Source organism: Streptomyces sp. NPDC051064, assembly GCF_044455985.1.
Classification (GTDB): domain Bacteria; phylum Actinomycetota; class Actinomycetes; order Streptomycetales; family Streptomycetaceae; genus Streptomyces.
On sequence record NZ_JBITFK010000002.1, the window covers coordinates 1,039,973 to 1,061,148 of the forward strand.

A 21,176-nucleotide genomic window follows, 5' to 3' on the forward strand; every position below is an offset into this window, starting at 1 on the left:
GCCCCCCAGCGCGTTCACCGAGACAGCACGAGGACCGAGGAGATTCACTGTGTTCACGGTGTCACTGGGGGACGACGGAGCGGAGCTCCGGCCGATCGAGCCCTGGCAGGCCGAGGAGTTCCTGGCCCACATGGACCGGGCGCGCGCCCTGGTCGACCCCTGGATCCCGTTCGCCGCGGCCGCCAAGGACCTCACGTCCGCACGCGCCCTGCTCCAGCGGTACGCGGACAAGCAGGCGGCCGACACCGGCCGGCTCTACGGCATCTGGCTGGACGGCACGCTGGTCGGCGGCGTCCTGTTCCGGACATTCGAGGCGGAGACCGGCAACTGCGAGATCGGCTGCTGGCTGGAGGCGGCCGCCGAGGGCCGCGGCCTGGTCACCCGGGCGTCGCGGAAGCTGATCGACTGGGCCTTCGGCGTACGGGGCATGCACCGCGTGGAGTGGGTCGCGTCCTCGGCCAACAGGCGCAGTGTCGCCGTCGCCGAACGGCTCGGCATGACCCGCGAGGGTGTACTCCGCGAGGCCTATCCGTACCGCGGCAAGCGTCACGACGAGGAGATCTGGGCCCTTCTGGCGTCCGAATGGCGGCAGAGGAAGGGCTGAGGCGGTCGGTCTTAAGGAGGTTCTCATACGGGACCCCTAGCGTGCGGCGCATGAACACCTCCCCCTCCACTCCGACCACTGACGACACCGAGGAGAAGAAGGCGGCCGACGGAACCGCCACCACGCCGAGCGTGACGAAGCAGGCCGGGCCGACGGAAGACGCCGTACCGGACGGAGTCGCACCGGGTGTGACCGCGTCGGACGTGACCGCCATGGACGTGGCGGCGACGGACGCGGCCGCGGAGGACGGCCTCGAGACCGACCTGGAGCCCGACCCCTACGCCGAGGCCGAAGCGGCCGCGGCGTCCGGGGCCGGAACCGGAGCCGCGGCCGTGGTGGCCGCCGGGCTGGGCGTCATCTCGCTCTCGGGCGCCTGGACCGGCCGTGTCGCCGCCGAGCGCGAGACCCTGGTCGGCCAGATCAAGACCTCCGGCGGCACCGGCAGCGCCGCCCAGCAGATCTCCGAGCTCTACGGCGACGCGTGGCACAGCACGGCCCTCGTCAACGGGGTCTTCGCGCTGCTCGCGCTGCTCGTCGGCGTCTTCGTCCTGGTCCGGCCCTCCTTCGGCACCCCCTCCCTCGTTCCGCAGGCGGGCTGGGTCCGCTCGGTCGCCATGGCGGGCATCGCACTCGGAGTCCTCGGCCTGCTGATCTCCGTGGGCATGTACCTCGACCTCTTCGTCGCGCTGCCCTCCGCGGCCGGCTGAGGACCTGGTGGCACCCGGCTCGGACCGGCCGGCACACGGGAACCGGCCGGTCTAAGGCATCCGCCACCCGGGCCTAAGGCCCCCCACCCGCAGAGATGCGGCACTCGCCCGATGTGGCGGCAACCCCTGGCGGACGAGAGTGGGGGCACGGCAAGAAGCCGTGCCCCCACTTTCCGTTCCACCAGGGAGAACACCATGTACGAGTACGAGACCCACCAGCTCGCCGTCGCCGAGCTGATCCGCAGGGCCGAGGAGCAGCGGACCGTGCGCCAGGCGGTTCTCGCCCGTCGCGCCGCCCGCCGTTCCGGACAGGACGACACCGAAGGGCGGGTGGGGAGGAACCGGAACTGGTTCGTCCGAGCTGCGTAGCGATGGACCACCCCCGAAAAATGGTCGCCGGGGTGTCGTACGCGTATGCGATGCTCGGCGACGTGGAGACCAACACCGTCAGCCCCGTCTTCGTCGGCCGAGCCGGTGAACTCGCCGCGCTCACCGAGACGCTCGCCCGCGCCGTCGCCGGGGAACCGCAGGCTCTGCTCGTCGGCGGCGAGGCGGGCGTCGGCAAGACCCGGCTGGTCGAGGAGTTCATCAGGGCGGCCTGCCGCCGGGACGCCGTCGTGGCCGTCGGCGGGTGCGTGGAGATCGGGGCCGACGGCCTGCCCTACGCCCCGTTCGCGACGGCGCTCCGCGCCCTGCGCCGGGCGCTCCCGGAGGAACTGACCGAGGCTCTGGCCGGCCAGGAGGGCGAGCTCGCCCGGCTGCTGCCCGAACTGGGCGAGGCCGACCGGGCGCCGGACGACGAGCACGGCACCGCCCGGCTCTTCGAGCTCGCCGCCCGGCTGCTGGAGCGCGTCTCCGCCACCCGCACGGTCGTCCTCGTCCTGGAGGACCTGCACTGGGCCGACGCCTCCACGCGCCATCTGCTCGCCTATCTCTTCCGCACCCTGCGCAGCGGCCGCCTCGTCGTGATCGGGACGTACCGTGCCGACGACGTCCACCGCCGCCACCCCCTGCGCCCACTGCTCGCCGAGCTCGACCGGCTTCGCACGGTCCGCCGTATCGAACTCGACCGCTTCAGCCGCGCCGAGGTCGGCCGGCAGCTCACCGGGATCCTCGCGATGGTCCCCGACGCCGCACTGGTCGACGACATCTTCGAACGCTCCGACGGCAACGCCTTCTTCGTCGAGGAGCTCGCCCGCAGCGTGGAGTGCTGCGGCGACAGCTCCGGGCTCTCCGACTCCCTCCGCGACCTCCTCCTGGTCCGCGTCGAGGCGCTGCCCGAGGACGCACAGCGGATCGCCCGGATCATCGCCGAGGGCGGCTCCACGGTCGAGCACCCGCTCCTCGCCGCCGTCGCCGGCCTCGCCGAGGACGACCTCGACGAGGCACTGCGGGCGGCGGTCGGCGCCAACCTGCTGCTGCCCGCCCCCGACACCGACGGATACCGCTTCCGCCACTCCCTGGTCCGCGAGGCCGTCAGCGACGACCTGCTGCCCGGCGAACGCACGCGCCTCAACCGCCGCTACGCCGAGGCGCTGGAGGCCGACCCCTCCCTCGTACGCGCCGACGAGCGCGCCGCACGCCTCGCCAGCTACTGGTACGCGGCGCACGACGCGGTCAGGGCGCTGCCCGCCGTGCTCCAGGCAGCGGTGGCGGCCCGGCGCCGCTACGCGTACAGCGAGCAACTCCGGCTGCTGGAAAGGGCCATGGAGCTCTGGGACGACGTCCCCGACGCGGTGCGCGCCACTCTGCGGCCGCTCGACCACGCCGAGGCCTACCCGGGGTGCCGCTGCGATCCGGCGGACCCGCTGGGCTACCTCGACCTGATGGCCGAGGCCACGGTGTCCGCCCGCTTCGGCGGCGACCGCGAACGGGCCCTGGCCATCGCGAAGAAGGCGCTGCGCATCCTGGACCGGGACCGGGACCCGCTGCGCGCGGCGTGGTTCTGGGTGCAGCGCTCCCTCCTGATGCAGAGCCTCTCCCGGGGGGACGGCCGGCAGGAACTGGCCACCGCCGAGGACCTGGTGCGGGGGCTGCAGCCGTCCGCCGTGCACGCCGACGTCCTCGCCTCGGTCGCCGGCTGGGGCGCCCTGCACCGGCCCGGACCCGAGACGCTGGTCGCGGCCGACCGGGCCGTGGAGTACGCCCGGCTCGTCGGCGAGGAGTCCATCGAGCTGCACGCCAGGCTCACCCGCGGCTGGCTCACGATCGACGCGGGCGACGTCGAGGAGGGCGTCGCCGAGATGTACGCCGTCCGCGACCGGTCCGAGGAACTGCACCTGGTGGGCGTCATGAGCCGTGCCGCCGTCAACCTGCCCTCATCGCTCGAATCCTGCGGCCGCTCCCTGGAGGCGGTGGCGGCCGCCGACCACGGCATCCAGATCTGCCACAGCCACGGGGTCCCCGAGTCCGAGGCCTGGACACGGGCCAACCAGGCGCAGTCGTACTACTCGCTGGGGCTCTGGAAGGAGAGCCGGGCCGCCGCGGAGGCCGCGGCCCCGCTGGCCCGGTCCCGCAAGTCGAACGCCCTGGTGGCCGCCCGCCGCACCGACCTGGCCCTGGCCACCGGCAACTTCGAGGAGGCCGAGGAGCAACTCGCCCTGAACCGCCGCCATCTCGGCCACGACCCGCAGCCGCAGCACCTGATCTGCCCGGTCCGGCACTCCATGGTCCTCGCGGCCCGGAAGGGCCTGCTCCCCGAGGCGCGGGCCGCGTTCGAGGCGCAGTCCGACATCGGACTGCCACCGGGAACCCAGCGGTACTCCCTGCCGCTGCTCCACGCCGCCGCCGCGATCGAGGCAGACGCCCGCGGGCTGCCCGCCACGGATCCCGGACGGCCGGCGGTCCTGGAGCGGATCCGGGGCCACCTCAAGCGGCTGCCGATGCTGGTGCCCGTCTGGGCGGCGTACGGCGTGCTGATCGAGGCCGAACTGGCCCGGGCGGAAGGGGCGGACACCCCGGACCACTGGTGCCAAGCCGCCACCGCCTTCGCCCCGCTCCAGCGCCCCTACGAGCTGGCCCAGATCCGCCATCACTGGGCGGAGGCGATCCTCACCGCCTCCGGTGACCGGACACCCGCGGCGGGACTCCTGCGCGAGGCCCACGCGGTCGCCGTACGCCTCGGGGCGCGGCCGCTCGCGGAGAGCGTCGAGCTGCTGGCCGGGCGGGCCCGTATCGCGCTCACCGGGCCGGACGACGTGGCCGGGGGCGAGGCCCGGCCCGCCGGACCCGCCCCGGCGGTGGACGCCATCGAGTCGTTCGGGCTGACCTCGCGGGAGCAGGAGGTGCACCGGCTGGTCGCGGCGGGCTACACCAACCGCCGGATCGCGGAGGAGCTGTACATCTCGCCGAAGACCGCCAGCGTGCACGTGTCCAACATCCTGGCCAAGCTCAGGGTCTCCAGCCGTGGCGAGGCGGCCGCCCTGGCGCACCGCTTCCGGCTGTACGCGGCGGGGTGAGACCGGGCCGGCCCGCGGCTCTCAGCCGTAGGGCCGGTCGTCGTGGCCCCGGTCGTCCTCGGGAGGCGGCCACCCGCTGTGCTCCCTCCGGCCTGCCGCCCGTCCGGCCCGGTGCGGCCGGACGGGTCCTGACGGGCGGGCCCGGGACGCCGCTACCGTACCTTCAGGAGCAGGATCCTGTCGTCGCCCGGCTTCGCGGAGCCACGGCCGTCCGTGTTGCTCGTGACCAGCCACAGCTTGTCGCCGCCGGCGGCGAGCACCGTGCGCAGACGGCCGTACTTCCCCTCCAGGAACGCCTGAGGGGCGGCCAGGGGTTCCCCGTCCGCCTTGCCCGACAGCGGGATCCGCCAGAGCCGCTCACCCCGCAGACCGGTCATCCAGACCGATCCCTCGGCGTACGCGATACCGCTCGGCGAGGCCTCGGAGGTCTTCCACTGGGCCACCGGGTCGACGAAGCCCGCCTCCCCCTTCCTGCCCTCGACATCGGGCCAGCCGTAGTTCTTGCCCGGCTCGATCAGATTCAGCTCGTCCCAGGTGTCCTGGCCGAATTCCGACGCCCAGAGCCGCTTACCGCTGTCCCAGGCCAGGCCCTGCACATTGCGGTGCCCGTACGAATAGACGAGCGAGTCGGCCTCGGGATTGCCGTGCACCGGCTCGCCGTCGGGCGTCATCCGGAGGATCTTGCCCGAGGGGGACGCCTTGTCCTGGGCGAGGCCCGTGTCGCCCGTCTCGCCGGTGCCCACGTACAGCATGCGGTCGGGGCCGAACGCGATCCGGCCACCGTTGTGGACGGCGCCCTTCGGGATCCCCCGCAGGATGGTGTCCGGGGCCCCCAACTGCTGTCCTGCGGGCTTCTTCTCGTCGTACTGGAGGCGGGCGACGCGGTTGTCCGACTCGGTGGTGAAGTACGCGTAGATCAGGTGGTCCGCGCCGTAGGTCGGTGCGACGGCGAGGCCCAGCAGACCGCCCTCACCCGCGGCCGCGACCCCCGGCACCGAGCCCAGCAGGGTCTTCTCGCCGCTCTCCCCGTCGACCAGGGTGATCGTCGCCTCGTCACGCGAGGAGACCAGCAGGTCGCCCCCGGGCAGCGCCGCCAGGCCCCAGGGTGACGCGAGGCCGTCCGTGAGCGTCTTCACCACCTCGACCGAGCCCTTGGCCGGCGGCAGGTCCGCCGACGGGCTCGCCGAGGCCGGGGGAGCGGACGTGGCGCTCGCCGGGGGCGAGGAGGCGCCCTCACCGGCCGCCGGGCCGTCGTCGGACGAACAGGCGGTCAGCAGGAGGGAGGCCGAGGCGAGCAGGGCCACTACCCCCTTGCGCAGCACGGGAGTTTGCACAGCACCGATCCTTTCGAGGTCGCACGACTATGTTCTTACACCGCCGCTCCGCCCCGGGTTCCCGATCTCCGTCAGTTCTCCCGCCCCGGAGCCGGGCCGTCCTCCTGTGCCGGCCGTCTCAGTCCCACGACCCGCGGGCACGCGGCAGCCCGGCTATCTCGGCCAGATCCCGGTCCGTGAGCACCAGTCCCGCCGCACCCGCGTTCTCCACGGCCCACAGCTCCCGCTTCGTGCCCGGCACGGGCACCACATGGCGGCCCTGTCGCAGGACCCAGGCCAGGGCCACCTGCGCCGGAGTGGCGCCGTGCCGCTCCGCGATCCTGCGCAGCCCCGCCACCACCGGCTGGTTGGCCGCCATCATCTCGCCCGTGAAGCGGGGATGCCTGGCCCGCGGGTCGTCCGGCTCGAAACCCTGGCCGGGCTTGAGCGTGCCCGTGAGATAGCCGCTGCCGAGCGGCATCGCCGCGAGCACCCCCACACCCCGGGCCGCGCACCACGGCAGCAGATCCTCCAGCGCCTCGGGCGACCACACGGAGAGCTCCGCCTGGACCGCGCTGACGGGAAAGACCTGCTGCATCCGCTCCAGCTGCCGGATGGTCCCGTCGTGCATCCGTGCCCCCGGCCCGCGCCCGGCCCGGGCCCCCACCGCACACAGGCCGAGCGCCCGCACCTTGCCCGCCGTCACCAGGTCCGCCATCGCGCCCCAGGTCTCCTCGACGGGCACCTCGGGGTCAGCCCGGTGCAGTTGGTAGAGATCGATCACATCGGTCTGGAGCCGTCGCAGCGAAGCGTCACAGGCACGGCGTACATAGCCCGGACGCCCGTTGGCCACGATGTGCTGATCGCCCACCAGCAGACCGCACTTGGTGGAGAGGAAGGCCTCGGAGCGGCGGCCCTTGAGCGCCCGGCCCACGAGCAGCTCATTGGTGAAGGGCCCGTACATGTCGGCGGTGTCGAGCAGTTGGACGCCCGCGTCCAGCGCGGCGTGCACGGTCCGCACCGAGCGGTCACCGCGCTGCTGCGACGTGTTGTACGCCCAGCTCATCGGCATACAGCCCAGCCCGACCGCACCCACGGCGAGTGCCGTCGCACCGATAGTCCTGCGCTCCAACTCCCCGAACCCTCCCTCGGCCCATGATCACGGGGCCACCAGCACCCCAAAGTAACCTCTACGGCTCCGCGCCCTTCGCATAGCCTCCTGACCATGACTTCTACATCTGCCACCGACGTATGGCTGCCGTTTCCCGCCGATGAGATCGACGGCCTTCCCGAGGGCCTCGACTACCGCTTCTGGGACGGCGGCCGGGACTACCCGGCGGACCCCTCCGACTGCGCTTTCTACGTCGTTCCGTACATGAAGGGTTCGGAGGTCGCGGTCCGCCCGCTCGAGGGGATGAAGGCCGTCCAGGTCGTCCAAACCCTCTCCGCGGGCATCGACCACGTGGAGCCGGGGCTCGGCCTGCTGCCCGCGGGAGTGCGGCTGTGCAACGCCAAGGGTGTGCACGAGGCCTCGACGGCCGAGCTGACACTCGCCCTGATCCTCGCCTCGCTCCGGGGATTCCCCGGATTCGTGCACGGCCAGGACAAGGAGGAGTGGCGGTCCGGCTTCTATCCGGCGCTCGCCGACAAGTCCGTTCTCGTGGTGGGTTACGGATCGATCGGCGCGGCCATCGAGGACCGGCTCGAACCCTTCGAGTGCGCGCGGGTGGTGCGCGTCGCGCGCTCCGCACGGACAACCGTGCGCGGCCCCGTACACGCGCTCGACGATCTGCCCGCCCTCCTCCCCGAGGCCGACATAGTCATCCTGTCCACCCCGCTGAACCCGTCCACACAAGGGCTGGTGGGCCCCGGCTTCCTCGCCGCGATGCGCGACGGCGCACTGCTCGTGAACGTCGCGCGGGGCGCCGTCGTCGACACCGCGGCCCTGCTGTCCGAACTCGAGTCCGGGCGCCTGCGTGCCGCACTCGACGTGACCGACCCCGAACCGCTGCCCGCCGGCCATCCTCTCTGGCATGCTCCCCACACACTGATCACCCCCCATGTGGGCGGCAGTACCTCCGCGTTCCTGCCCCGGGCCAAGCGCCTGCTGGCCGGACAGCTCACCCGGTTCGCCGCGGGAGAGCCGGTCGCCAACCTCGTACTCACCACCGGCTGACCACGCTCCGGAGCGGTTCCGGCGCTCTCTGTTCCACCGATGCCGCAGGTGGTGACGGAGAGTAGAGAAGCTATGTCCCTGAGTGACGGCTCTGGTGTATCGTCCACAAGAGGGCTGCGCCGTGGAAGGGACGGCGCCGGGGGAAGCGGAACGCGAGGGGGCGACGGGCATGTTCGGCCAGCGGAGAGACGATCCGAGGCGGCGTGGCGGGCAGGCGAGGCGGGCGGCGGCGAGGGCGCCAGGGCCTGCCCGTGGAGCTTTCCGGTGAGCGCCCTCGTGGCCCTGCTCTCCAGGCGGCCGGCCTCGGGACGGACCGTGGGGCTGCGCTCCCAGCTCGTCCTCGGTGCCGTCTGCGCCGGATACGCGGTGGGAGCCGCCCTCGGCTGGGGATCGCCCGGAGTCGCCCTGTTCATGGGTGACTTCGGCCTCTGCATCGCCGCCCTGATCGCCGCGGCGTCCTGTTTCCTCTACGCCCGCTCCGGCGGAAGCCAGTTCAGGCCCGCCTGGCTCCTCTTCTCGCTCTCCTCGGCCATGGCCGCCGGGGGCAACGCGGTCTGGGGGTGGTACGAGGTGGTGCTGAGGCGCCCCGTGCCCACCCCCTCCCTCGCGGACCTGTTCTTCCTCTGCTTCGCGCCGCCCGCCATCGTGGGGCTGCTCGTCCTGGCCAAGCGGCCCGTCACCCGGGCCGGCTGGGTCTGCCTGGTGCTGGACGCCTGGCTGATCGGCGGGTCCCTGCTGACGCTCTCCTGGAGCCTCGCGCTGGCACACACCGCCCATGCCGCCAACGCCGCCGGCGAGAGCGTGGCCAGGGCGGCGCTCTCGCTGGCCTACCCGCTGCTCGACATCGTGCTGGTCTCCATGGTCCTCGCGCTGCACTTCCGGCGGGTCAACATGAACCGCTCCGCGGTGAACACCGCCATCGCCGGCCTCGCCCTGACCGTGCTGTGCGACGCCCTGTTCACGGCCCCGCTGCTGCGCTCCGCCTACCAGTCGGGCCAACTGCTGGACGCGGGCTGGTTCTCCGGCTCCCTGCTCCTCGCGTACGCCCCCTGGGGCGTCCGCCGTGGGCAGGGCAACGCTGTCGAGGCTCCCTCCCTGGAGCCGCGAGCCGCGAGCCGCCCGATCGCGGGGTCCCTCGCCGCGCTCACTCCCTATCTGGCCGCGGCGGTCTGCACCCTCGGCATCCTGTACAACGTGGTGGAGGGCCGCAGGGTCGACCGGGTCGTGGTCCTCACCGGGTGCACGGTCGTGCTCGCGCTGGTCCTCCGGCAGGCCATCATGCTCCTCGACAACATCGCGCTCACCCAGGAACTCGCCCAGAAGGAGAACCATTTCCGCTCCCTGGTGCAGGGTTCCAGCGACGTCATCATGATCGCGGAACCCAGCGGCAGGCTCCGCTACGTCAGTCCCGCGGCGGCCGGGGTCTACCTGCGGGACGCCGAGGACCTCGTCGGCGCGGAGCTGTCGTCGATCATCCACCCCGACGACCTCGGGGGAGTGGTCCACGAGTTGCGGCGCTTCCTCGCCGTGCCGTCCCGGGAGGAGCCCACCACCCGGATCGAGTGCCGCTTCAGATCGGGCACGGGGGACTGGCTCCACGTCGAGTCCACCGTCAACCGCCACGAGGGCGGCCTGCTCCTCAACAGCCGCGACGTGACCGAGCGGGTCAGACTGCAGGCGCAGTTGCAGCACAACGCCGAACACGACCCGCTCACCGACCTGCCCAACCGCGCCCTCTTCACCACCCGCGTCGGACAGGCGCTCGGAGGGCGCAGGGCCGGGGACCCGGGCACCGCCGTGCTCTTCATCGACCTCGACGGCTTCAAGGCGGTGAACGACTCCATCGGCCACCAGGCGGGCGACGAGCTCCTCGTCCAGGCCGCGCGCCGTCTCCAGGAGTCCGTACGCACCTCGGACACCGCGGCCCGCCTCGGGGGCGACGAGTTCGCCGCGCTCATCGTCGGGGACGGCATCCGCGACCAGGCCGCCAGGGAGTACCAGGTCCACGAGATCGCCGACCGGCTGCGCCTCAGGCTCTCCCAGCCGTACCGGATCGGCACCGGCGAGGTCCGGGTCGCCGCCTCCATCGGGGTCGCCTTCGCCGAGCCCTCCATCACGCCCAAGGACCTCATGCGCAACGCCGACCTCGCCATGTACCGGGCGAAGGCGAGCGGCAAGGACCGGGTCGAGCTGTACGCCCCCCAGATGCAGGCGGACGTCGTCCGCCGCTCGGAGCTCGCGTCACGGCTCCGCACGGCCCTGCGCGACGGCGAGTTCGCCCTGCTCCACCAGCCCGTCGTCCACCTGGCCAGCGGCACGGTCGCGGCCGTCGCCGCCCAGGCCCGCTGGCGCTCCGCCCAGGGCATCCTGTTCACCCCCGCCGAATTCCTCCGGGTCTCCGAGGGCAGCGACCGCGCCGCCGAGCTCGGCACCTGGCTGCTGGAGGAGGCCGTCGAGCAGGCCGCCGACCGGTCCCGGGCCGGACATCCGGTCTCCGTGTCGGTGCGCGTGTCGGCCGCCCGGCTCCTGGACCGCGCCCTGCCCCTGGGGTCCGTCGAGGCGCTCCTGACCCGGCACGGGCTGCCCTCCGGCGCCCTGATGATCGAGGTGGCCGACAGCGACCCGCGGATCTCCATCGACGAGTTGGAGCGGCGGCTGGTCGCGCTGCGCCGTCTCGGCGTCCGGATCGCGCTCGACGGCTTCGGCAGCGGGTACGCCGCGGTCAACGCCCTGCGCCGGCTCCCCGTCGACGTACTGAAGCTGGACCGGTGCCTGGTGGAGGGCGTCGTCGAGTCGGCGAGACTGCACAAGATCACCAGCGGGCTGCTGCGCATCGCCGGAGATCTCGGGATGCAGTCCGTGGCCGACGGGGTGGACGTACCCGAACAGGTGCGCGCTCTGCGGGCCATGGGGTGCACACACGGCCAGGGGATGGCCTTCGCCGGCCCGCTGGACGAGTACCGCCTGCGGCGCACGCTGATCCGGGGGAAGTACCCCGTCCCGGGCATCGGCCCGGCCGCTCAGCCGGTGCTGGCGGGCGGCGCGATCCCGCTCCAGGGACGCTCACATGGTGAGACTCCCATCCCACCCACTTGACACCGTGTGCGTGCCGGAGAGAGGGTCAATGCCATGCGCACCCGAATCCTCGTACTTGGAAAGCGCGTCGGCTGAAGCAGGGTCACTCATGGACACCCTGCAGACCGCACCGGCGCGCTCCCCTCGCTTGCCTCACGGCACGAGGGGTTTTTTGTTGCACCGGGACCTTTCAAGACCCCACAAAAACACCGCATAAGCCCTCAGCTTCGAGAAGAGAATGCCGATGACCGAGCAGGCCACCGGGGCCCAGCACCCGCAGCCGCGGGCCCGTAACGGCGGACCGTCCTCCGCCACCGTTGAGCACCTCACGGGCGCGCAGTCCCTCATCCGTTCTCTCGAGGAAGTCGGCGCCGACACCGTATTCGGCCTCCCAGGCGGCTGCATCCTTCCGGCGTACGACCCGCTGATGGACTCCACCCGCGTCCGCCACATCCTGGTCCGCCACGAGCAGGGTGCCGGTCACGCGGCCACCGGTTACGCGCAGGCCACCGGCAAGGTCGGTGTCTGCATGGTCACCTCGGGTCCCGGTGCGACGAACCTGGTCACCCCGATCGCCGACGCGGCCATGGACTCGGTGCCCATGGTCGCGATCACCGGGCAGGTGGCCTCCGCGGCCATCGGCACGGACGCCTTCCAGGAAGCCGACATCTGCGGCATCACGATGCCGATCACGAAGCACAACTTCCTGGTCACCCGCGCCGAGGACATCGCCCACACGATCGCCGAGGCCTTCCACATCGCCTCCACCGGCCGTCCGGGCCCGGTCCTCGTCGACATCGCCAAGGACGCGCTGCAGTCGAAGACCACCTTCAGCTGGCCGCCGACGATGGACCTGCCGGGCTACCGCCCGGTCACCAAGCCGCACGCCAAGCAGATCCGCGAGGCCGCCAAGCTCATCACCCAGGCCAAGCGCCCGGTGCTCTACGTCGGCGGCGGTGTCATGAAGGCCGGCGCCACCGCGGAGCTGAAGGTCCTGGCAGAGCTCACCGGAGCGCCCGTCACCACCACCCTGATGGCGCTCGGCTCCTTCCCCGACAGCCACCCGCTGCACGTGGGAATGCCCGGCATGCACGGTTCGGTCACCGCCGTCACCGCGCTGCAGAAGGCCGACCTGATCGTCGCGCTCGGGGCCAGGTTCGACGACCGCGTCACCGGCAAGCTGGACAGCTTCGCCCCGTACGCCAAGATCGTCCACGCGGACATCGACCCGGCCGAGATCGGCAAGAACCGCGCCGCCGACGTCCCGATCGTCGGTGACGCCCGCGAGGTCATCGCCGACCTCGTCCAGGCGGTCCAGGCCGAGCACACCGAGGGCAACACCGGCGACTACGCCGCCTGGTGGAAGGACCTCAACCGCTGGCGCGAGACCTACCCCGTCGGCTACGACCTGCCGGAGGACGGCAGCCTCTCGCCGCAGCAGGTCATCGAGCGCATCGGCGAACTCGCCCCCGAGGGAACGATCTTCGCGGCGGGCGTCGGCCAGCACCAGATGTGGGCCTCGCACTTCATCCAGTACGAGCAGCCCGCGACCTGGCTCAACTCCGGCGGCGCCGGAACCATGGGCTACGCCGTCCCGGCCGCCATGGGCGCCAAGGCCGGCATGCCCGAGCGCGCGGTCTGGGCGATCGACGGCGACGGCTGCTTCCAGATGACCAACCAGGAACTCACCACCTGCGCGCTCAACAACATCCCGATCAAGGTCGCCATCATCAACAACGGCGCGCTCGGGATGGTCCGCCAGTGGCAGACCCTGTTCTACAACCAGCGGTACTCCAACACCGTGCTGCACTCGGGCCCGGACGCGGACGGCAACGCCGCCAAGGGCACCCGCGTCCCGGACTTCGTCAAGCTGTCCGAGGCCATGGGCTGCTACGCGATCCGCTGCGAGGACCCGGCCGACCTCGACAAGGTCATCGCCGAGGCCAACGCGATCAACGACCGCCCGGTCGTCATCGACTTCATCGTCCACGAGGACGCCATGGTGTGGCCGATGGTCGCCGCCGGCACCTCCAACGACGAGGTCATGGCAGCGCGCGGCGTCCGCCCCGACTTCGGCGACAACGAAGACGACTGAGAGACAGAGAGAGACCGACTCCATGTCCACCAAGCACACGCTCTCCGTCCTGGTCGAGAACAAGCCGGGTGTCCTCGCCCGGATCACGGCCCTGTTCTCCCGGCGCGGCTTCAACATCGACTCGCTCGCGGTCGGTACCACCGAACATCCCGACATCTCACGCATCACCATTGTCGTGAATGTCGAGGGCCTGCCCCTGGAGCAGGTGACCAAACAGCTCAACAAGCTGGTCAACGTCCTGAAGATCGTCGAACTCGAGCCCTCCGCAGCGATCCAGCGGGAGCTCGTCCTGGTGAAGGTCCGCGCCGACAACGAGACCCGCTCCCAGATCGTCGAGATCGTCCAGCTGTTCCGCGCCAAGACCGTGGACGTCTCCCCGGAGGCCGTCACGATCGAGGCGACAGGGGGCGCCGACAAGCTGGAGGCCATGCTCAAGATGCTGGAGCAGTTCGGCATCAAGGAGCTCGTCCAGTCCGGCACCATCGCCATAGGGCGCGGCGCGCGCTCGATCACCGACCGTTCTCTGCGCGCACTCGACCGCACGGCGTGACCCCGCACGGGTCGCTCCGCCGCTCGTATGGCGAGACCCGGCAACGTATCCGACGCACCCCGCCGTACGGTGGGACGCAACACCTGCACACCAAGGAGAAGACCCAGTGGCCGAGCTGTTCTACGACGACGATGCCGACCTGTCCATCATCCAGGGCCGTAAGGTCGCGGTCCTCGGTTACGGCAGCCAGGGGCACGCCCACGCGCTGTCGCTGCGTGACTCGGGTGTCGACGTCCGTGTCGGTCTGCACGAGGGTTCGAAGTCCAAGGCCAAGGCCGAGGAGCAGGGCCTGCGCGTGGTGACCCCGTCCGAGGCCGCCGCCGAGGCCGACGTCATCATGATCCTCGTCCCGGACCCCATCCAGGCCCAGGTCTACGAGGAGTCCGTCAAGGACAACCTCAAGGACGGCGACGCGCTGTTCTTCGGGCACGGCCTGAACATCCGCTTCGACTTCATCAAGCCGCCGGCCAACGTCGACGTCTGCATGGTCGCCCCGAAGGGCCCGGGCCACCTGGTCCGCCGCCAGTACGAGGAAGGCCGCGGCGTCCCGTGCATCGTGGCCGTCGAGCAGGACGCCTCGGGCAAGGGCCTGGAGCTCGCCCTCTCCTACGCGAAGGGCATCGGCGGCACCCGCGCCGGCGTCATCAAGACGACCTTCACCGAGGAGACCGAGACCGACCTGTTCGGTGAGCAGGCCGTCCTCTGCGGTGGCACCGCCGCCCTGGTCAAGGCCGGTTTCGAGACGCTGACCGAGGCCGGCTACCAGCCGGAGATCGCGTACTTCGAGTGCCTCCACGAGCTGAAGCTCATCGTGGACCTCATGTACGAGGGCGGCCTGGAGAAGATGCGCTGGTCCATCTCGGAGACCGCCGAGTGGGGCGACTACGTCACCGGCCCGCGCATCATCACGGACGCCACCAAGGCCGAGATGAAGAAGGTCCTCGCCGAGATCCAGGACGGCACCTTCGCCAAGGCGTGGATGGCCGAGTACCACAACGGTCTGCCCAAGTACAACGAGTACAAGAAGGCCGACAGCGAGTCCCTGCTGGAGACCACCGGCAAGGAGCTCCGCAAGCTCATGAGCTGGGTCGACAACGAGGACGCCTGAGTTCTCGCCGAGGGGCAGGTCCACACCGGGCCTGCCCCTCGGCGCACGGCCGGCCTCACACCCCGTGTCACTGCGGGGAGAGGTGGGTGGCAGGAGGCGGCACCGTACGTCTGTACAGACCGTCCACCCCGTGCGGGTGATCCTTCCACCGGGGCGCAGTGTGCGCCCGGCCGCATGACTACACTCTCAACAACACATACACGCGTCAGGGCCCACAGTGTCGTGCGTCTTCCACGCGGCTAGCCCCTCCACCGCCTGCGGCCGTCGGGACGGCCGTCCGCACTGGACTTGTGAGGACACACGTGAGCTCGAAACCTGTCGTACTCATCGCCGAAGAGCTGTCGCCCGCCACGGTCGACGCTCTGGGTCCGGATTTCGAGATCCGGCACTGCAACGGCGCGGACCGCGCCGAACTCCTCCCCGCGATCGTCGACGTCGACGCGATCCTGGTGCGCTCCGCCACCAAGGTCGACGCCGAGGCCATCGCCGCCGCGAAGCAGCTGAAGGTCGTCGCCCGCGCGGGTGTCGGTCTGGACAACGTCGACGTCTCCTCGGCCACCAAGGCCGGCGTGATGGTCGTCAACGCCCCGACGTCCAACATCGTCACCGCCGCCGAGCTGGCCTGCGGTCTGCTCGTCGCCACCGCGCGCAACATCCCGCAGGCCAACACCGCCCTGAAGAACGGCGAGTGGAAGCGCTCCAAGTACACGGGTGTCGAGCTCAGTGAGAAGACCCTCGGCGTCGTCGGCCTCGGCCGCATCGGCGTCCTGGTCGCGCAGCGCATGTCGGCCTTCGGCATGAAGATCGTCGCGTACGACCCCTACGTGCAGCCCGCGCGCGCCGCGCAGATGGGCGTCAAGCTCCTCACGCTGGACGAGCTGCTCGAGGTCTCCGACTTCATCACGGTGCACCTGCCCAAGACCCCCGAGACGCTCGGCCTGATCGGCGACGACGCGCTGCACAAGGTCAAGCCCTCGGTGCGCATCGTCAACGCCGCGCGCGGCGGCATCGTCGACGAGGAGGCGCTCGCCTCCGCCCTCAAGGAGGGCCGGGTCGCCGGCGCCGGTCTGGACGTGTACACCAAGGAGCCCTGCACGGACTCCCCGCTCTTCCAGTTCGACCAGGTCGTCTGCACCCCGCACCTCGGCGCCTCCACCGACGAGGCCCAGGAGAAGGCGGGCATCGCGGTCGCCAAGTCCGTCCGCCTGGCGCTCGCCGGCGAGCTCGTACCCGACGCGGTCAACGTCCAGGGCGGAGTCATCGCCGAGGACGTGCGTCCCGGGCTGCCGCTCGCCGAGAAGCTGGGCCGGATCTTCACCGCGCTCGCGGGCGAGGTCGCGGCCCGTCTCGACGTCGAGGTCTACGGCGAGCTCACCCAGCACGACGTGAAGGTGCTGGAACTCTCCGCGCTCAAGGGTGTCTTCGAGGACGTCGTCGACGAGACCGTCAGCTACGTCAACGCCCCGCTCTTCGCGCAGGAGCGCGGTGTCGAGGTCCGCCTCACCACCAGCTCCGAGTCGCCGGACCACCGCAACGTGGTGACCGTCCGCGGCACGCTGTCGAGCGGCGAGGACATCGCGGTCTCCGGCACGCTGGCCGGCCCCAAGCACCTCCAGAAGATCGTCGCCATCGGCGAGCACGACGTCGACCTGGCCCTCGCCGACCACATGGTCGTCCTGCGGTACGAGGACCGTCCCGGCGTCGTCGGCGCGGTCGGCAAGATTCTCGGTGAGGCCGGGCTGAACATCGCCGGCATGCAGGTCTCCCGGCAGGACGCGGGCGGCGAGGCGCTGGTCGTCCTCACGGTCGACGACACCATCCCGCAGTCGGTCCTCAACGAGATCGCCGACGAGATCGGCGCGACCTCGGCCCGCTCGGTGAACCTCACCGACTGACCGGTTCTCCGCACATACGACCGCGCCCGGCGGACAGACGTCGCTCTGTCCGCCGGGCGCGGTCGTACCCGGCCCCGCACGTCTACAGCCGGTTCTGCTTCAGCGCCATGTGCAGCAGGAGCCGGTCCTCGCCGTCGCTCAGGTCGAGGCCGGTGAGCTGCTGGACCCGGGCGAGCCGGTAGTAGAGCGTCTGCCGGTGGATCCCCAGCTCCGTGGCCGTCCGGCTCGCCTGGCCCGCCAGGTCGAGGAACACCTCGGCGGTGCGCGCCAGCTCCGCGTGGGGTGGGGTCAGCAGGGGGCGGACGGCCCGGTCCGGCGCGGTGTCCGGGGTGCGGGGCAGGGCGGTCAGGAGCCGGTAGGGGCCGATGGACGACCAGTCGGCGACCGGGCCGAAGCGGGATTCCGCCGAGGCGGCTCGGGCTGCGGACAGGGCCTCGTGCCAGGAGTCCGCCAGCTCCGCCAGGCCCCGGCGGGCGGCGGCGAGGCCCGCGGTCGCGGCGGGCCCGGCGGTGGAGCGCAGCCGCTCCGCAGCCGTCGTCGCCGGGTCGAGTGCCTCGGGGGAGCGCAGCCGGACCAGGGCGGCCAGGGCATGGCCGCCGGCCCAGGGCGCCGTGGCGAGGGCCGCCGCCGACGGCACCGTACGCACGGACGGCGTCTCGCCGGGCCACGGGGACACGCAGACCACCGTGTGCAGCCCGTCCGCGTCGGCTCCCAGGGCCTCGCGCAGCGCGGCCACCGCCATGTCGCGCTGCCAGCCGCGCCCCGCGACGAGCACCGCGCCGAACTCCCGCGACAGGTCCGCGCCCGCCCGCTCCTCGTCGGCGAGCAGGGCCCCGATCCGGGACGCCACGTCCATCGCCGCGGTCAGCTGCCCGTCCGTCGGCCCCGGATCGGCGTCCAGCAGCCACACGTAGCCCAGGACGACACCCCTATGGCGTACCGGAAGGCAGATGCGGTCCCGGAACACCCCGGCCTCCGGGGCGGCCGGGATGCGGACCGGGCCCGTCGCACGGGTGATGCCGAAGCCCTCGAACCAGGCGCGGACCGCGGGGGTGGAACGCCGGGTGAGGATCGAGCGCGTACGGACAGGGTCCATGGCCGTGTCGTCGTCGCTGTCGTGGGCCCCGAAGGCGACCAGGCCGAAATCGCGGTTCTCCAGCGTCGCGGGGGCGCTGAGCAGCGCGGAGATCTCGTCGACCAGCTCCTGGTAATCGCCCTTCACCCCGCCATTCTCGCACCCCATCAGACATATGTCTGAGATCCAGTACACGGATGCGTGACAGCTGTCGATGGCAGGCGGGTACCCGGGTCCCTAGATTTCACAGTGGTTCTCCGTGCCGTCCCGGTCCGTTCACACACGTACCGGCCCGGTCTCGTTCGTACTCCGTGGAGGTGCCCCGTGCTGGGTCCCGTGATTCTCGCCGCGTCACGCAGCGACAAGATGCGTCGTTTCATCTCGGCCGCGCCCGGCACCAAGCAGGTCGTCGACCGCTTCATCGCCGGTGAGGGCGTCGACCAGGTCGTCCCCGTCATCCAGGACGCGGCCGCCAAGGGCCTCGAGGTCACCCTGGACGTCGTGGGTGAGGACATCACCACCCCCGAGCAGGCAGCCGCCGCGCGCGACGCCTACCTGGAGCTCATCGGCCGCCTCGAGAAGCTCGGCCTCGGCGCCCGGGCCGAGATGTCCGTCAAGCTGTCGATGTTCGGCCAGTCCCTCCCGTCGCCCACCACCGCCCTCGACGGAGAGCCCTCCGGGCCCGCCCCCGAATTCCCGGGCGGTCACGACCTCGCCCTCGCGAACGTCCGCCCCGTCGTCGAGGCCGCCGCCGCGATCGGCACCACGGTCACGCTGGACGCCGAGGACCACACCACCCTCGACTCGATGTTCGCCATCCACGAGGAGCTGCGGAAGGACTTCCCGCAGACCGGCTGCGTGATCCAGTCCTACCTGTTCCGCACCGAGGCCGACGCCCGCCGCCTCGCCGCCGCGGGCAGCCGGGTCCGCCTGGTGAAGGGCGCCTACAAGGAGCCCGCCTCCGTCGCGTACCAGAGCAAGCCGGAGATCGACAAGGCGTACGTCCGCATCCTGAAGACGCTGATGCTGGGCGAGGGCTACCCGATGATCGGCTCGCACGATCCCCGTCTCATCGCCATCGGCCAGGAGCTCGCACGCCAGGCCGGGCGCAAACTGGACGAGTACGAGTTCCAGATGCTGTACGGCATCCGCAGCGACGAGCACATCCGGCTCGCGGCCGAGGGCCACCGGATGCGCGTGTACACGGCGTACGGCACCGACTGGTACGGATACTTCATGCGCCGCCTCGCGGAGAAGCCGGCCAACCTGCTCTTCTTCGCCCGCTCCGTCGTCACCAAGGGCTGACCTGCCCGGCCGACCACCCACCTCAACCAAGGAGACAAGGCACTCATGGACGCTGTCACCCAGGTCCCCGCGCCGGTCAACGAGCCGGTCCACTCCTACGCCCCCGGCACCGCCGAGCGAGCCCGCCTGGAGGCGAAGCTCAAGGAGCTCGCCGAGAACCCCATCGACCTGCCGATGACCATCGGCGGCGAGAAGCGCATGGGCGGCGGCGAGCGTGTCGACGTCGTGCAGCCGCACAACCACAAGGCCGTCATCGGCACCTTCGCCGGTGCCACCGAGCAGGACGCCCAGGACGCCGTCGACGCGGCTCTCGCCGCCGCTCCGGCCTGGCGCGCCATGTCCTTCGACGACCGCGCGGCCATCATCCTGCGCGCCGCCGAGCTGCTGTCCGGCCCCTGGCGCGAGACGCTGGCCGCCTCCACGATGCTCGGCCAGGGCAAGACCGCCCAGCAGGCCGAGATCGACTGTCCCTGCGAGCTCGTCGACTTCTGGCGCTTCAACGTGCACTACGCGCGCCAGATCCTCGCGGAGCAGCCCCCGGCGAACTCCCCCGGCGTGTGGAACCGCATGGACCACCGCCCGCTCGAGGGCTTCGTCTACGCGATCACGCCGTTCAACTTCTCGGCCATCGCGGCCAACCTGCCCACCGCGCCCGCCCTCATGGGCAACGTCGTGGTGTGGAAGCCGTCCCCGACGCAGACCCACGCCGCCGTGCTGCTCATGCAGCTCCTGGAGGAGGCCGGGCTGCCCAAGGGCGTCATCAACCTGGTCACCGGCGACGGCATCGCCGTGTCCGAGGTGGCGCTGAACCACCGCGACCTGGCCGGTGTCCACTTCACCGGCTCGACCCCCACCTTCCAGCACCTGTGGAAGACGGTCGGCAACAACATCGCCAACTACCGCACCTACCCGCGGCTCGTCGGCGAGACCGGCGGCAAGGACTTCGTCGTCGCGCACCCGAGCGCCGACCGCGCCGTCCTGAAGACCGCGCTGACCCGTGGCTCCTTCGAGTACCAGGGTCAGAAGTGCTCCGCCTCCTCGCGCGCCTACGTCCCGGCCTCCATCTGGAACTCCGGTTTCAAGGAGGAGTTCGCGGCCGAGGTCGACTCCATCACCATGGGTGACGTCACCGACCTGTCGCACTTCATGGGCGCCGTCATCGACGCGCGGTCCTTCGCGAAGAACAAGGCCGCCATCGACCGCGCCGCGGCCGACCCCACGTGCACGATCGTCGCCGGCGGCACGTACGACGACTCCGTCGGCTACTTCGTCCGCCCGACCGTCATCGTCTGCGACGACCCGGCCAACGAGGTCTTCACGACCGAGTACTTCGGCCCGATCCTCGCCGTGCACGTCTACGAGGACGAGAAGTACGACACCATGCTGGAGCAGATGGAGTCGGTCTCCGACTACGCGCTGACCGGCGCGGTCATCTCCAACGACCGCGCGGCCGCCGCGTACACGATGGACAAGCTCCGCTACGCCGCGGGCAACTTCTACATCAACGACAAGTCCACCGGTGCCGTCGTCGGCCAGCAGCCCTTCGGTGGCGGCCGTGGCTCGGGCACCAACGACAAGGCGGGCGCCCCGCAGAACCTGCAGCGCTGGACGCTGACCCGCGCCATCAAGGAGACGCTGGTCCCGCCGACCGACTACACCTACCCCCACCAGGGCTGACGGCCCCCCGGGGCGCCCCCTCCGGGCGCCCCGCCGCGAACTCCGCCTCCCGACCGGCTCCCCCCGCCGGCCGGGAGGCGGTTTCCATATCCGAGGCCGCCTCGACCCCTCACATGAAGCCTGGGCCCCTCACAGAGA

15 protein-coding genes are annotated in these 21,176 nt (G+C 71.4%); 12 read left to right on the plus strand and 3 right to left on the minus strand.

What is annotated here, in order from left to right; all coding sequences use genetic code 11:
• Positions 1-49: 49 nt before the first annotated feature.
• From ACIBCU_RS11650 to ACIBCU_RS11665, 4 genes are all read left to right on the plus strand, one after another.
• Positions 50-604: a GNAT family protein gene (locus ACIBCU_RS11650; protein ID WP_362939441.1), complete on the plus strand. Its 555-nt coding sequence runs from the start codon at positions 50-52 to the stop codon at positions 602-604.
• A gap of 50 nt (positions 605-654) precedes the next feature.
• Positions 655-1,311, plus strand: a complete 657-nt coding sequence (locus ACIBCU_RS11655) for a hypothetical protein (protein WP_399230812.1) — start codon at positions 655-657, stop codon at positions 1,309-1,311.
• Positions 1,312-1,506: 195 nt separating this feature from the next.
• Positions 1,507-1,680 carry a hypothetical protein gene (locus ACIBCU_RS11660; RefSeq protein ID WP_362939447.1) on the plus strand — a complete coding sequence of 58 codons (174 nt, stop codon included), beginning with the start codon at positions 1,507-1,509 and terminating at the stop codon, positions 1,678-1,680.
• 2 nt (positions 1,681-1,682) lie between these two features.
• A complete protein-coding gene (locus ACIBCU_RS11665; RefSeq protein ID WP_399230814.1) occupies positions 1,683-4,769 on the plus strand; it encodes an AAA family ATPase in 3,087 nt (1,028 codons plus the stop codon).
• A 152-nt stretch (positions 4,770-4,921) separates the two neighbouring features.
• On the opposite strand, the gene ACIBCU_RS11670 is transcribed toward ACIBCU_RS11665, so the two are convergent.
• Positions 4,922-6,103 (minus strand): PQQ-dependent sugar dehydrogenase, encoded by a 1,182-nt coding sequence (locus tag ACIBCU_RS11670; RefSeq protein ID WP_399230818.1) that lies wholly within the window; start codon positions 6,101-6,103, stop codon positions 4,922-4,924.
• A gap of 118 nt (positions 6,104-6,221) precedes the next feature.
• Positions 6,222-7,178 carry an aldo/keto reductase gene (locus tag ACIBCU_RS11675; RefSeq protein WP_362939523.1) on the minus strand — a complete coding sequence of 319 codons (957 nt, stop codon included), beginning with the start codon at positions 7,176-7,178 and terminating at the stop codon, positions 6,222-6,224.
• Positions 7,179-7,307: 129 nt separating this feature from the next.
• Between ACIBCU_RS11675 and ACIBCU_RS11680 the strand changes: the two genes are divergently transcribed.
• The 6 genes from ACIBCU_RS11680 (at position 7,308) to serA (ending at position 16,981) form a co-directional block, all read left to right on the plus strand.
• Positions 7,308-8,258, plus strand: a complete 951-nt coding sequence (locus ACIBCU_RS11680) for a 2-hydroxyacid dehydrogenase (RefSeq protein WP_362939456.1) — start codon at positions 7,308-7,310, stop codon at positions 8,256-8,258.
• A gap of 264 nt (positions 8,259-8,522) precedes the next feature.
• On the plus strand, positions 8,523-11,354 hold the full coding sequence (locus ACIBCU_RS11685) for a putative bifunctional diguanylate cyclase/phosphodiesterase (RefSeq protein ID WP_399230821.1): 2,832 nt from the start codon (positions 8,523-8,525) through the stop codon (positions 11,352-11,354).
• Between the two features lie 217 nt (positions 11,355-11,571).
• The gene (locus ACIBCU_RS11690; protein ID WP_393761124.1) at positions 11,572-13,428 is read left to right on the plus strand and encodes an acetolactate synthase large subunit; all 1,857 of its coding nucleotides are present in this window, start codon (positions 11,572-11,574) and stop codon (positions 13,426-13,428) included.
• Between the two features lie 22 nt (positions 13,429-13,450).
• Positions 13,451-13,978, plus strand: coding sequence for an acetolactate synthase small subunit (ilvN, locus tag ACIBCU_RS11695; RefSeq protein ID WP_104789338.1), 528 nt, complete (start codon positions 13,451-13,453; stop codon positions 13,976-13,978).
• Between the two features lie 106 nt (positions 13,979-14,084).
• Entirely contained in the window at positions 14,085-15,086 is a 1,002-nt protein-coding gene (gene ilvC / locus ACIBCU_RS11700; protein ID WP_031091632.1) for a ketol-acid reductoisomerase, read from the plus strand.
• Positions 15,087-15,388: 302 nt separating this feature from the next.
• Complete coding sequence (gene serA, locus ACIBCU_RS11705) at positions 15,389-16,981, plus strand: phosphoglycerate dehydrogenase (protein WP_362939466.1); 1,593 nt, start codon at positions 15,389-15,391, stop codon at positions 16,979-16,981.
• 82 nt (positions 16,982-17,063) lie between these two features.
• On the opposite strand, the gene ACIBCU_RS11710 is transcribed toward serA, so the two are convergent.
• Positions 17,064-18,203, minus strand: a complete 1,140-nt coding sequence (locus ACIBCU_RS11710) for a PucR family transcriptional regulator (RefSeq protein ID WP_399230825.1) — start codon at positions 18,201-18,203, stop codon at positions 17,064-17,066.
• A 177-nt stretch (positions 18,204-18,380) separates the two neighbouring features.
• On the opposite strand from ACIBCU_RS11710, the gene ACIBCU_RS11715 reads away from it, so the two are divergent.
• Positions 18,381-19,361, plus strand: coding sequence for a proline dehydrogenase family protein (locus ACIBCU_RS11715; protein ID WP_362939471.1), 981 nt, complete (start codon positions 18,381-18,383; stop codon positions 19,359-19,361).
• A 45-nt stretch (positions 19,362-19,406) separates the two neighbouring features.
• Positions 19,407-21,038 (plus strand): L-glutamate gamma-semialdehyde dehydrogenase, encoded by a 1,632-nt coding sequence (gene pruA / locus ACIBCU_RS11720; RefSeq protein ID WP_362939474.1) that lies wholly within the window; start codon positions 19,407-19,409, stop codon positions 21,036-21,038.
• The last annotated feature ends 138 nt before the right edge of the window (positions 21,039-21,176 follow it).